The organism is Mesobacillus subterraneus (assembly GCF_003937825.1).
Taxonomy (GTDB): domain Bacteria; phylum Bacillota; class Bacilli; order Bacillales; family Cytobacillaceae; genus Mesobacillus; species Mesobacillus subterraneus.
This window is the reverse complement of the sequence record NZ_RSFW01000010.1, coordinates 178,359-191,839: the sequence shown is the minus strand read 5'-3', so window position 1 is coordinate 191,839 and position 13,481 is coordinate 178,359. Positions and strand designations below refer to the sequence as shown.

Here is a 13,481-nt window from a genome sequence, read left to right as displayed (position 1 = left end):
CGAGCCCATTGTAAAAGGAGGTTTCGCCATGAGAATCGATAAAGTTCTTTCCAATCTGGGATATGGGAGCAGGAAAGATGTCAAGAAACTTTTAAAGGATGGGTCTGTTAAAGTGAATGGAACCATTGTTAAGGATGCAAAACAGCATGTCAATCCCGAGAACGATCTCATCATGCTGAATGGGGAAGAAATTCATTACAGGGAATTTATCTATTTGATGATGAACAAGCCGCCGGGTGTCATTTCAGCAACCGAGGACAATCACGACGAGACGGTGATTGACCTGCTGGAGATGGAGGATTTGGTATTTGAGCCATTCCCGGTTGGAAGGCTCGATAAGGATACAGAAGGCCTGCTGCTGATCACGAATGATGGGCAGCTTTCCCACAGGCTCTTATCGCCAAAGAAACATGTTCCTAAAACGTATTTTGCCGTGATTGAGGGAGAAGTGACAGAGGAAGATATCGAAGCGTTTAAAAAAGGCGTCATACTGGATGATGGGTATGAAACGAAACCAGGTGAACTGGTGATCCTGAAATCGGGCTTAACCTCTGATATTGAGCTGACAATCACAGAAGGGAAGTTCCACCAGGTAAAAAGGATGTTCCAGGCAGTCGGTAAGAGAGTCATCTATTTGAAACGGCTCACGATGGGGCCGCTAAAGCTGGATGAGACGCTCGAGCTCGGGGAATACCGGGAGCTCACGGACGAAGAAATCGAAATGCTCCAGACATATGAAGTATAAGAAAAGCGCAAGCTTCCTGGTCAGCCCCGACAAGCGCTGGAGGGCTGACCAGTGAAGTCGTCCTTCGACTTCATTGGGCGGACCGAAATCGAAATGTATAGCCGACTGCCCAGAAACGCAGAAACTGGAGACTCCGACAAAGAAGCGCTTTTTGCTTCTGCCGGGGGAGTTGAAGTTTCGGAGTTTCTAGGAGGCGAAACTAGACAAGCGACTCGAGCTGCTCAAAGCTAACGCTTATCGCAAGATACTCGAGGAGGCACTCTCAGTGATGAAAACTGGCTAGGCACTGGAGCTGGACAATTCTCAAAGTGAAATTTATACTTTCTTATTATAAAAAAAATCGCCGAGGATAATCCTCTGGCGATTTTTTCATTTTATCAAATTGTTTTGGACAAGCGCAATTCGGCTTCCGCTTTTTGATTTAAGATGACATTCTTACCTTTTTCTGGGTCGTTGTCCATTTACCTCGGCTCGGACTTTTCACTAAGTCGTTATAAGCCAGGACATTCAAATCCCTCTGGATGGTTCGAGGAGTAATTCCGAATTCCTCTACAAGATCTTGAGTTGTGACAGTACCGTTCTGACATATATACATGTAGATGGATTTGATGCGGTTTATCATCCGGTTAGTCGAAGGTTTCAAACAACCACTCCCTATCCTTTTTTAAACCCCTAGTCATTTCCTGCAACCGACACATGTTTGAAGACGAGTCCTCAAGTATGTAGTTTTCTTCTTTCCAGACAGCTCCTTTTGCGTCCATTTTTTAAAGGTAGTCATAAGATGTCTTACCTTTTGGACTATTTTACACTTTAATAAAATAAAATTCCAGACAATTCACTGTTTTTAATAAAAAATTAATAATTAGTTATTGAGCACCTCCTCCTAAGTCGTTTATATACTTAACGATATGGTTCTAAACAGGCTAAATATGACAGATGTTAGAAAATTAAGAGAAAATATCTAAGGTAGCAGAGTTTACGGACTGCGGTTATAAGGAGTAAAATAAAATTCAAGTTTTCAACTGTACATTTAAGGTACAATAAGAACATTGCGGGGCTTAAGTGTTCTTTAATAGGAAAAAAGCTGAATACATATAAATAGGATTGGGAGGTTTGGAAGGATGTCTTCAATTAACTGGATGAAGGAAGTTGAAAAAAGGGAGGCTGACTTAATCAAGGATGCTCAGGAATTGCTGAAAATCAAAAGTGTTCTTGATGAGGAGAATGCTGCAGCTGAGGCACCTCTTGGGGAAGGTGTAAAAGAAGCATTGGAATTTATGCTTCAACTCGGGGAAAAGGATGGCTTCACTTCCAAGAATGTCGGCAATCTTGCTGGACATCTTGAGTTTGGGAAGGGAGAGGAAATCGTCGGCGTTCTTTGCCATGTCGATGTTGTGCCAGAAGGAGATGGCTGGACAAGCGATCCTTATGGAGCTGAAATTCGCGATGGGAAAATCTTTGCGCGTGGAGCTATTGATGACAAAGGGCCAACCATGGCGGCATATTATGCAATGAAAATCGTGAAAGAGCTGGGCTTGCCTTTGAACAAGCGGGTCAGGATGATCATTGGTACAGATGAAGAAAGCAACTGGCGCTGTGTGGATCATTATTTTGAGCATGAAGAAATGCCTGCAATGGGATTCGCCCCGGATGCTGACTTCCCGATCATTTACGCGGAAAAAGGCATTGCTGACTATGATTTGGTCTATAAGCCGGCAGGCAATCAGAAAGAGGAATTCGATGCAGAGGTAATTGAATTCTCCTCCGGACGCAGGTATAACATGGTGCCTGATTTTGCAAAGGCAGCCCTTGTCGTCGAACAGGGACAGACAGATATCGTGCAGCGCTTTGAGGACTATAAGAAGCAGAATGAACTTGATGGTAGTGCGGTAGTTGAAAGCGGAAAGCTGATCCTTGAGCTTGAAGGTGTGTCGGCACATGGAATGGAACCGGACAATGGAAAGAATGCCGGTCTCCATATGGCAGGCTTCCTTTCTCAGCTTAATCTTGATGGGGACAGTGAAAAGTTCTTCCAGTTCGTGGCGAAATACCTCTGCAAGGATTCACGCGGAAGGGAACTCGGCATCGCTTTTGCCGATGACATTACAGGAGATTTGACCATCAATGTGGGCAAGCTCTCCTATTCTGTTGAAAATGGAGGGCGTGCTGGTTTGAACATGCGTTACCCAGTTACAACAGAGCTGGAAAAAACAAAGGCAATCCTGGAAGAACTTTTGGAAGCAGAAGGGATTGTTATTGAGAATTTTTCAAACTCCAACCCTCATCATGTTGATGAAAAGGATTTCCTGATCCAGACTTTGAAAAAGGTCTATGAGGAACAAACAGGTGAAAAAGCAGAATTGATTTCGATCGGCGGCGGTACATACGCGAGGTCATTGAAGTCAGGTGTAGCATTTGGCCCGCTATTCCCGGGCCGGCCTGATATCGCACATCAGAAGGACGAATACATGATAATTGAGGACCTGTTAAGGGCTACTGCAATCTATGCGCAAGCCATTTATGAACTGGCAAAGTAATTTTAGTGAAACAGGAGGAGAAAGAGATGGAATATGTAATTGTCGACGGCCGCATCCTCGAAAGGGCGACGGCCAAAGTTGATATCGAGGACAGGGGCTATCAGTTTGGCGATGGTGTCTATGAAGTCATACGTGTCTACAATGGCAAAATGTTCACCGGAAAAGAGCATTTGAATCGCCTGGTCGAAAGCGCGGAAAAAATCAGGATGCAGCTACCATACAGTCCTGAACAGCTGGAAGAGAAAATGGAAGAGCTGATCGCTAAAAATGAATTGGAAACTGGAACAGTCTATATGCAATTCACAAGAGGTACATCTCCGCGCAACCATGTCTTTCCTGGAGCGGATATTGCTCCAACCTTTGTTGCCTACACAAGGAAGGTCCCTCGGCCGGAGGAATCGATGGAAAAAGGCGTCAGGGCGATCCTTGATGAAGATATCCGCTGGCTCCGCTGTGACATCAAAAGTTTGAACCTGCTTGGGAATCTGCTGTCCAAGCAAAAAGCGGCAGAGGCAGGCTGCTTTGAAGCCATCCTGCATCGGGGTGAAAAAGTGACCGAAGGAAGCCATTCCAACATCTCCATTATCAAGGACGGCGTGATCCTCACACACCCGGCAGATAACTTCATCCTTAATGGAATCACCCGCCAAAAAGTGCTGGAGATTTGCCGGAACGAGCAGATTCCTCTTGAAGAAAGAGCTTTTACCCTTGATGAACTATCGGCGGCTGATGAAGTCTTTTCTTCAGGTACGACAGTCGAAGTCATGCCAGTCGTCGAAGTAGATGGCAAACCAGTCGGAAACGGAGAACCGGGAGCGGTGACAAGAAAGCTTCAAGCTCTGTTCAAAGCAGAAATCGAACGCCGATGCGGCAAACTATAAGATTTAACCTGCAGTTTAGATGCTGCAGGTTTTTTTTATATTTTCCGTTCCTTCGATAATCTCGGGCCTCTTTGTTTTTTCTTAACAGGAATGGGTATCATAAAAATATTTAAATCAACAGGATACTGCTTTTGTTCAAAACTAGACAAAGCATGGCTGAAAACGAACAGGGGGAACATAAATGAAATTCACACCTGAACAGCATATTGAATTGCATGGATTCAATAACCTGACGAAATCCTTGAGTTTTAACATGTATGACATCTGTTATACGAAGACAAAAGAAGAGCGTGAAGCTTATCTTGACTATATTGATGAGCAGTATAATGCTGACCGGCTGACGAAAATCCTGACCCATGTCTCCGATATCATTGGCGCGCATGTCCTCAATGTGGCCAAGCAGGATTATGTCCCGCAGGGAGCGAGCGTGACCATCCTTGTATCCGAGGGGCCCGTCGTCGAGGTGCCTGAAGAAGCGTATGATGAATCGCCAGGCCCGCTGCCTGATAATGTTGTTTTACAGCTTGACAAAAGCCATATCACTGTCCATACGTACCCGGAATTCCATCCGGATGAGGGAATCAGTACATTCAGGGCGGATATCGATGTATCGACGTGCGGGGAAATCTCGCCGCTTAAGGCGCTGAATTATTTGATCCATTCCTTCGAAACGGATGTAATGACCATCGATTACAAGGTAAGAGGCTTCACGAGAGACAAGGATGGAAACAAGCTATTCATCGACCATGATATCAGCTCAATCCAAAACTACATCCCTGAGTCTGTGAAAAGTCAATTCGATATGGTCGATGTCAATGTCTATCAGGAAAACATCTTCCATACCAAGTGCAAGCTGAGGGAGTTTGATTTGAATAACTATCTCTTTGGCTACACCAAGGATGCGTTATCACCTGAAGAGCGCGAAGAAATCACCGAAAGCCTTCAGGCGGAAATGGAAGAAATCGTCTCGGGCATGACGCTCCACTCCGGAACGATTTTTGAAGATGAAGAAGCAGAAGATTAGGTAAGCGAAGGTGGATGGTCTCCGGGCCATTTGCCTTTTTTACTGGTAAAGGAAAAAACCCGCCATAATGGCGGGTTCCACTTCGTTTAATCTTCAAAACTGAATAGATCACTGGATAAATATCTTTCTCCTGTGTCGCAGGCAATGCAGATGACTACTTCTTCAGGCTTTAGCTGTTTGGCAACATTAATGGCGGCAAAACAAGCAGCCCCTGATGAAGGGCCGACGAGGATACCTTCCTCTTTTGCCAGTCTTCGTGCTGATTCGTATGCGTCTTCATCCTCGATTTTGTGGATTTCTTCATACACATCCTGATTGAGGATCTCTGGGATGAACCCTGGGCTCGTGCCCACGAGCTTATGCTTTCCTGGCTTCCCGCCTGAAAGGACAGGAGATCCGGCTGGCTCAACCACGTGCACGGCGAGATCAGTGAATTCCTCTTTTAGAGCTTCACCAGTACCAGTGATGGTGCCGCCTGTTCCTGCTGTCGCAACGAAGGCGCTTAGAGGTTTGTTCAGTTCCTTCATGGCTTCAATAATCTCTTTTGCCGTTGTTTTTCTATGGGCATCAGGATTCGATTCGTTTTCAAACTGCATCGGCATGAAGCTGTCAGGAATTTCTTTTAACAGCTCTTCGGCCTTCTTGATCGCGCCAGGCATTTTGTCATCGCCAGGGGTCAGCACGACTTCGGCTCCATAAGCCTTTAGCAGGTTGATCCGCTCGATTGTCATCGTATCAGGCATGACCAGAATTGCTTTATATCCTCTTGCTGCGGCATTCATTGCGAGGCCGATCCCGGTGTTTCCGCTTGTCGGCTCAATGATTGTCGAGCCTGGCTTCAGCTTGCCTTCTTTTTCAGCAGTCACAATCATATTGTAAGCTGCCCGGTCCTTTACGCTTTTGCTTGGATTGAAGTATTCAAGCTTCAGATAAACGGATGCGCCGCCTTCTGGCGACATCCTATTTAATTTGATCAGCGGTGTATCTCCAATTAATGAAGCGATATTGTTTACTACCTTCATTTCATTGCCTCCTTGCTACTGGTCCAGTTGCTTTAGTATTTCCATTTACGGGAATAAATGATTACAGGCAACTTAAAATAACGTTAGCTTCTTTTTATCATATAAAAAAGAACTATTCCTATCAACTTGTAGGGATTAAAATGCTCAAAAGGAATTTCTGCCAAAAAGGGAATGCATTTGCTACAATAAATTCAAGTGGATGAGAAAGGGTGTATTAAGGTGGCGGAGCAGCATGCACATTATTTCTATGCATTGGAATTGCCAGCACAGGTGAAAGAAAGGCTAGGTGGAACAATCAGCAGCTTGGAGGAGGAAATGCCGTTCAAGACATGGGTTCATCCACAGGATTTACATATCACGCTCGCTTTTCTTGGAAATGCACCAACGGAAAAAATCGAGCATTCCAATCTGCTGATGGAAGAAGCACTTACGAAGCACGGCTCCTTCCAAATGACGATCGACCATTTAGGCATTTTCGGCAAGAAGGATGCCCCGAGAATATTTTGGGCGGGCCTGGAAGAGTCTCCGGAACTGAGTGAACTAAGGAAGGATGTCTTCTCCGCATGCATTGCTGCTGGCTTCACACTGGAAACACGCCCGTTCAGCCCTCATATCACCATGGCACGAAAATGGACAGGAGAGCAGTCGTTTACGAGTGAAAAGCTTGAGGCTGTTAATCCCTTCAAAAGAGAAAAAATCCTTTTCCATGCAGAAAGGGTTGTTTTGTACAAGACCCATCTGGGGAAAAGTCCAAAATACGAACCAATCACACCAATCCCGCTCACTTCCCGTCCTTGTTAGGAAAGGGAAACAGGAATAAAGGCAGGTCAATCTATGGCACAACTAATTAAACTTCAAGACTATGTATCGCGCTATGCCCAGGACATCTATCTCTATCCTTCAAGGTATGTCCGCCTCAAGAAAAAGCAGTGGGAAGGCCTGAAGGAGAAATGGGAGACAGGTCCTGTGGAATCATTTCAAAATGTTATGGAACAACAGGGTGACAAACAGCCAAGTACGCTTTTCCAAAAGCTCAAGCACATCGTCCGTCAGCCGGAAGAGCAGCAAAGTGATCCTGTTCAGGAACATACACCTGTAAGTGCTGACGACCAGGAACCATTTATGGATCCACGTTCGTTCCATTCAATCAGTCATATCAAGACGGAAGATGCGCTGAAAAAGCATTTCCTTGACGAGCTGTTTCCATTTCAGCTCAAATGGGCCAGCTCCACATTGACGGAAAGGTCTTTCGTAGCAAAGGAGTACACTAAAGATCCAACCCTGAAGTTTTTGCTCCAGCGCTTCCCGGATACATTCCTCGTTTTATATAAGCCTATTTTTTTACTGAAAAAAGCACCGGTAGAAGCAGAACTGATCTTGATCACACCTGCCTCTGCGATATGCATTTCATTTATTGAAGCGGAAGAAGACGCTGTTTTTGTTGGCTCAAAGGAGCGCTTCTGGACAAAGAAGACGAAAGATAGAGAAACAAAAATCCTCAACCCGCTGATTGCGCTCAACAGAACAGAGAAAATCGTCAAAACTCTTTTTGACATGGATGGAGTCGAACTGCCGGTGCAAAAATTGCTGATCAGCCGGAGTGGATTCATTGACTACCCGATGCGGCCATATGGCGTGCAGTTCATCGAAAAACGCAGTTTTGAAGACTGGTTCATGTCCCTCAGAGGAATGAAATCCCCATTGAAGCATATGCAATTAAAAGCGGCACAGGTTCTCCTGCAATTTTGCCAGACAACTTCAGTCCGAAGGTTGGAATGGGAAAACAGCCCGGGAGATGGACAATAGGTGAGATTCTTTTGTCATCAAAATGTCATTTGTACAATGGGGCGGAATTGAAAAGTAAAATCTCTTCAGCACGAGGTCCATTAAGCCGATGAGTAGTATATAGAACCTCAATTTAAAAATAAAGGTTGATCATATGGAGAAGGTCTATTTTATCGTCAATCCCCTTGCGAAAAATGGGAGCTGCCGGAAGATTTGGAGAAACATAGAGGGTGAGCTGAGGGGCAGTGGCGTCACTTATCTAGCTTTCTTCACGGAATATCCAGGACATGCGAAGGAGCTGGCTGAGGCGCTTGCCAGAAAGGCAGATGGCTCATCGGCTCTGATTGCTGCAGTTGGCGGAGACGGCACCCTGCATGAAGTGGTCAATGGTACTGCGCTTTTTCCGAATGTAACAGTTGGATTCATTCCCGGCGGCTCTGGCAATGATTTTTCCAGAGGGTTCGGCATTCCGAAGAATTCCGGTGATGCCCTGCGTTTATTGATCCAACAAAAAAAACGTGCCTCGGAGATTGATATCGGAAAAATTCAGCATAATGAATTACAGGAAACCTATTTCATGAATAATATGGGTGTAGGGTTCGACGCCGCTGTGGCAAAGGAGTCCAATGAATCGAATATGAAACGGTTCCTGAACAAGCTTTCGCTTGGCAGGCTTGTCTATGTGTATATATTGGTGAAGAAGCTGCTCACATACCGCAGCATCCCGATTGACATCCACGTTGACGGCAAAGAGTTCCGCTATGACTCTGCCTGGTTCGTTACTGTATCCAACCAGCCATACTACGGAGGCGGCATGAAGATTGCTCCGGACGCCTTGCCGGATGACGGCCTTCTTGATGTCACAGTCGTCCATGACCTGTCGAGATGGAAGCTGCTGCTTATTTTCATCAGTGTCTTTTGGGGAAAGCATACAAGGTTCAGGGAAGTGGAGCAATTCACAGGCAGGTCGATTACCATTACTTCACCGGTTGAAGTGCTCGCCCATGCGGACGGGGAAGCAATCGGCCACACCCCTGTCAGAATCCAGGCATGTCCCAAAACTTTAAGAATTATATCAGGAAAAACTAATACAGGGCATACCGAGGAGTTGAATATAAATGATTGCCATTGAACGGAAATTTAACGCCTACCTCGACCAGGTGAAGTTGATTACCGTCCTGCTTCCATATTCTTATTTTGAAGGAACATCAAATGAATTCCGTCTAAAAGGAGAAGGTGTTAATCTGCCGCTGGCAATCCAGGAGAAAGTGTTCCTTGAGCATGCTGTGAAATATATTTGTTTTTCAAGTGTCAGGCCTGAAATAGGGAAATCTTATTCTGTCACAGATGAACATGGCGGGGAAACGGATCTGCAAATCGGTGCAGTCATTCGAACAGACGAATTCGATGAAGAATATTTTTATGGCGGCGAAGACCTGGGAGCAAGTTATTCACAAGGCAAAACTATTTTCAAATTGTGGGCTCCTACTGCTGCAAAAGTGAAATTGAAGCTTTTTCAATCCAGTGAAGCCAGCCACGAACTGATTAGCATGAAGCGTTTGGATAAAGGGGTTTGGAGCATCGAGGTCGACCGCGATCTTGAACTTTACCGTTACTCGTTTCTGCTGTGCATCAACCTTGAATGGCGGGAAGCTGTCGATCCTTATGCAACCGCTTTAACGGTAAACGGAGAATACGGAGTCGTGATCGATCCGGCTAAAACAAAAACTTCTATTGCTGAATCGCCCTCACTGGAAAATCCAGTGGATGCCATCATATACGAAGTCCACATCAGGGATTTAATGAGCCACCCGAACAGCGGTGCAACCAGGAAAGGAACATACCTCGGCGGAGCTGAAAGGGGAACCAAAAGCGCCAAAGGAATAGAGACAGGGCTTTCCTATATCAAGAGCCTGGGAATCACGCATGTCGAGTTCCTCCCCTTCCATGACTTTGAGGGCGTCGATGAACTGGATCGTCACAGCACCTACAACTGGGGCTATAACCCTGTCCATTACAATACACCGGATGGCAGTTATGCTACTGACCCGGAAGATCCATACAATCGTATACAGGAGCTTAAACAGCTCATTACCGCTGTTCACAGGGAGGGTTTGGGTGTGATCATGGATGTCGTCTACAATCACGTGTACATCCGTGAGACTTCGCCTTTTGAAAAAATCGTCCCGGGTTATTACTTCCGCCATAATGAGCATGGGCTTCCATCCAATGGAACAGGAGTCGGGAATGATATTGCGTCTGAGCGGCTGATGGCTAGGAAGTATATCATCGATTCTGTGCTGTATTGGCTGAAGGAATATCACCTTGATGGATTCCGCTTTGATTTGATGGGGATCCTCGACGTCGAAACGATGAATGCTGTCAGGAAGGCAGTTGATACGGTAAATAGAAACATTCTGATCATCGGGGAGGGATGGGACCTCAATACGCCGCTCCCGCCCGATCAGAAAGCGAATATCGCCAATCAGGCAAAGCTTCCAGATATAGGCCAGTTCAATGACTGGTTCCGTGATTCGATCAAGGGAAGCACCTTCAATATTTATGATAAAGGGTATGCTATAGGCAATGAGCGCTATCTTGAAGCAGCCAAACAGGTTATGGCTGGCAGCATTGGAATCGCCAAGCGGAAAAATGGCCTATTTCTGCAGCCAGTGCAATCTGTGAATTACATTGAATCACACGATAACCATACTCTATGGGATAAGCTGAAAATCTGTTCACCTGACCACGATGAGGCTATTTTAAAAAAGCAGCACCGGCTGGCAACTGCCATGGTGCTGCTGGCCCAGGGAATTCCGTTCCTCCATAGCGGCCAGGAATTTTTCCGGACTAAAAACGGGGTTGGCAACAGTTACCGATCGCCAGATGAAATCAATTGGCTGGATTGGGATTTGCGAGATGACAATCTTGAAAATGTAGAATATATAAAAGGGCTCATCGGTATCCGCGTAGGAAACAAAGCTTTCCGGCTTCCTGACAGTGAAAAAATCCGTGAGCAAATGTCCTTCTTACCATTGCCGGCACCATTGATTGGACTCAAGCTCATGTCACCTGGCGAGGGGGATTGGGAAAAAATAATCGTGCTCATCAATCCATCCATGGAACAGAAGCTGGCTGACTTCACGGAACATGCGAGGTGGAACATCCTTGCAGACAATGAAAAAGCATCACCAAAGCCTTTTCGCCATATAGAAGGGGATAAGGTGCTGCTGGAGCCCTGCTCCTTGCTTGTTGCGGCAATTTGATAAGATCCTTGATTTGATAACTTTTTCACAATATTAAATTGAGGCTCATGGGGTTGACGTACCAAGGCTCTAGGGGATAAAATTTATAAGATAGCTATTGTATGTCTTTTTCTATCAATAGCTGTCTTTTTATTTCCAATCATATGAACAACAGTGGATTGATAATTTATAGATACATTTCCGGTTTTAGCATAAAGGAAATAGTGATAAATGAAGGTGACTAACTTTGGAACATTTATTTGGACAGGATTGGGAAATCGTTCCTGCAGGCGGTGCAACCGGTGCCGCATATTTCGCACAGCATGAAGAACAAAGGCTGTTTCTAAAACGTAATTCATCCCCTTTTCTTGCTGTACTCTCCGCAGAAGGAATCGTACCCAAACTTGTTTGGACTAAAAGGTTAGAAAACGGAGATGTTATAACGGCGCAGCAATGGATGAATGGCAGAGAGCTGAAACCTGCGGACATGAATGATGACCGTGTGGCGAAGCTGCTGAAGAAAATCCATGCGTCAGAACCGCTCCTTGGGATGCTTACCAGGCTAGGGAAAAGCCCGTTGAATCCCGATATGCTCCTTCATGCTCTGAACGGGGAATTGGATGAGGAACTAAGAGCAAAACCCGCAGTGATTGCATCGATGAGTTTTCTGTTTGAGAACGTTGGCCGTGTGGATTTCGGGGAAAAGGTTGTCTGCCATTGTGATGTGAATCATAACAACTGGCTGCTAACAGAAGACAACCAGTTGTATTTGATCGATTGGGACGGGGCCATGATCGCGGATCCTGCCATCGACATTGGACTTCTGCTGTATTCCTACATTCCTGAAGAAGAATGGGAGGAATGGCTGAACAAGTATGGCCTAATCCTTACCGATGGACTTAAGCTTCGTATGAAATGGTATGCACTGGCACAGTCACTTTCATCGATCCAGTGGCATAAAAACCAGAACCGCATTCCTGAGATGGAAAAATGGATTGACTTTTTAAAAGCACTTATCTAATTTTATGAGAATTGTCCAATATCATTAACCCATTGGGATAATTGTCCCTGATTGGTTTGGATATGCTGTTCCAGATCAGAGGAATTGATTCCGTTCTGGCTGTACTGATAGACATCCTGCAGAATCGATTTGATGTTTCCGTCAACATTCGCATTGACCATCAAAGACTTGATCAGGCGCTCCAGCTGTTGATACTCCGCGACCGATCCGCAGCAGTCAGTCTGCTGGTTGCTTAATATATCCTTTAATAAATTTACCTGGTCATGGTGGCTTAACGGCACAGTGATCACCCTTTCGTTTTAAAAGGAATTCACATATAGATTGTGGATTCCTTTTTGTGTTTATGCATCTGACCGCTTGCCAGGATAAATTTCACCTTGAAAACATATGGGTTGCATGATATTGTTTGAAACGAATGAAAATAGTACAGAGGTGTCAATAATATGAGATTAAGAAACAAGCCATGGGCTAAAGATAAATTGCTGCAATACTCGAATTTTGTTGTCCATGAGCCGGAACAATACCGTGGAAATTGGGGCCAGGTTTTCGAAAAAGACCAGCCGCTCCATATTGAAATTGGAACAGGTAAAGGACAATTCATCACTGGGATGGCAAAAGCAAACCCCGACATTAACTATATCGGCATCGAATTGCAGGAGAGCGTCATCGTCAGCGCGCTGGACAAGCTGATTGAAGAGGACCTGCCAAACTGCAAGCTGATGAACGTGAATGGCGCAGAGCTTGCCAAATATTTTGCAAGTGGCGATGTCAGCCGTGTTTATTTGAACTTCTCCGATCCATGGCCGAAAACACGCCATGAAAAAAGAAGACTGACATTCAAATCCTTCCTTGAAGTGTACGAATCCATCCTGATCAAGAACGGAGAAATCCACTTCAAGACAGACAACCAGGGGCTGTTCGAATACTCTCTTGTCAGCTTTTCGCATTACGGCATGAAGCTGAACTATGTCAGCCTTGACCTGCATAAAAGCGACTATGAAGGCAATATCATGACGGAATACGAAGAAAAATTCTCCTCACGCGGCAGCCGCATTTACCGTTGTGAAGTGCAATTCCAAACGAAATAAACTTGAACCCGATCGATGTTGCCGATCGGGTTTTTTGCATGCGGGAAAATTGGAAATTTTCAAGGGTTTTTTCCAGTTCGCCAATAAAAATCGATTTTCGCCAATAAAGCAGGTAGTTTCGCCAATAAAATCA

General features: G+C 45.2%; 13 protein-coding genes. 10 read left to right on the top strand and 3 right to left on the bottom strand.

What is annotated here, in order from left to right:
• Positions 1-28: 28 nt before the first annotated feature.
• Positions 29-745, top strand: a complete 717-nt coding sequence (locus EJA10_RS08360; RefSeq protein ID WP_125479559.1) for a pseudouridine synthase — start codon at positions 29-31, stop codon at positions 743-745.
• 421 nt (positions 746-1,166) lie between these two features.
• Here the strand turns inward: EJA10_RS08360 and EJA10_RS08355 are convergent, their stop codons facing one another.
• On the bottom strand, positions 1,167-1,388 hold the full coding sequence (locus EJA10_RS08355; RefSeq protein WP_125479558.1) for a DeoR family transcriptional regulator: 222 nt from the start codon (positions 1,386-1,388) through the stop codon (positions 1,167-1,169).
• A gap of 478 nt (positions 1,389-1,866) precedes the next feature.
• Between EJA10_RS08355 and pepV the strand changes: the two genes are divergently transcribed.
• From pepV to speD, 3 genes are all read left to right on the top strand, one after another.
• Positions 1,867-3,282, top strand: coding sequence for a dipeptidase PepV (gene pepV, locus EJA10_RS08350; protein WP_125479557.1), 1,416 nt, complete (start codon positions 1,867-1,869; stop codon positions 3,280-3,282).
• A 26-nt stretch (positions 3,283-3,308) separates the two neighbouring features.
• On the top strand, positions 3,309-4,163 hold the full coding sequence (dat, locus tag EJA10_RS08345; protein ID WP_125479556.1) for a D-amino-acid transaminase: 855 nt from the start codon (positions 3,309-3,311) through the stop codon (positions 4,161-4,163).
• Positions 4,164-4,344: 181 nt separating this feature from the next.
• Complete coding sequence (gene speD, locus EJA10_RS08340; protein ID WP_125479555.1) at positions 4,345-5,187, top strand: adenosylmethionine decarboxylase; 843 nt, start codon at positions 4,345-4,347, stop codon at positions 5,185-5,187.
• 86 nt (positions 5,188-5,273) lie between these two features.
• Here the strand turns inward: speD and cysK are convergent, their stop codons facing one another.
• Positions 5,274-6,209 (bottom strand): cysteine synthase A, encoded by a 936-nt coding sequence (gene cysK / locus EJA10_RS08335; RefSeq protein WP_125479554.1) that lies wholly within the window; start codon positions 6,207-6,209, stop codon positions 5,274-5,276.
• Positions 6,210-6,428: 219 nt separating this feature from the next.
• On the opposite strand from cysK, the gene thpR reads away from it, so the two are divergent.
• The 5 genes from thpR to EJA10_RS08310 all read left to right on the top strand — a co-directional run bounded on the left by thpR (position 6,429) and on the right by EJA10_RS08310 (position 12,260).
• Entirely contained in the window at positions 6,429-7,010 is a 582-nt protein-coding gene (gene thpR / locus EJA10_RS08330) for an RNA 2',3'-cyclic phosphodiesterase (RefSeq protein ID WP_125479553.1), read from the top strand.
• Between the two features lie 33 nt (positions 7,011-7,043).
• On the top strand, positions 7,044-8,015 hold the full coding sequence (locus EJA10_RS08325; RefSeq protein ID WP_125479552.1) for an NERD domain-containing protein: 972 nt from the start codon (positions 7,044-7,046) through the stop codon (positions 8,013-8,015).
• 133 nt (positions 8,016-8,148) lie between these two features.
• Positions 8,149-9,126 carry a diacylglycerol/lipid kinase family protein gene (locus tag EJA10_RS08320; RefSeq protein ID WP_125479551.1) on the top strand — a complete coding sequence of 326 codons (978 nt, stop codon included), beginning with the start codon at positions 8,149-8,151 and terminating at the stop codon, positions 9,124-9,126.
• A complete protein-coding gene (gene pulA / locus EJA10_RS08315) occupies positions 9,113-11,260 on the top strand; it encodes a type I pullulanase (RefSeq protein WP_125479550.1) in 2,148 nt (715 codons plus the stop codon). Before EJA10_RS08320 ends, pulA begins: the two co-directional genes overlap by 14 nt.
• A 226-nt stretch (positions 11,261-11,486) precedes the next feature.
• Entirely contained in the window at positions 11,487-12,260 is a 774-nt protein-coding gene (locus EJA10_RS08310; protein ID WP_125479549.1) for a phosphotransferase family protein, read from the top strand.
• A gap of 2 nt (positions 12,261-12,262) precedes the next feature.
• On the opposite strand, the gene EJA10_RS08305 is transcribed toward EJA10_RS08310, so the two are convergent.
• Positions 12,263-12,541: a YtzH-like family protein gene (locus EJA10_RS08305; protein WP_125479548.1), complete on the bottom strand. Its 279-nt coding sequence runs from the start codon at positions 12,539-12,541 to the stop codon at positions 12,263-12,265.
• A 162-nt stretch (positions 12,542-12,703) separates the two neighbouring features.
• Here EJA10_RS08305 and trmB point away from each other — a divergent pair, with 162 nt between their 5' ends.
• Positions 12,704-13,348: a tRNA (guanosine(46)-N7)-methyltransferase TrmB gene (gene trmB, locus EJA10_RS08300; RefSeq protein WP_125479547.1), complete on the top strand. Its 645-nt coding sequence runs from the start codon at positions 12,704-12,706 to the stop codon at positions 13,346-13,348.
• Positions 13,349-13,481: the final 133 nt, after the last annotated feature.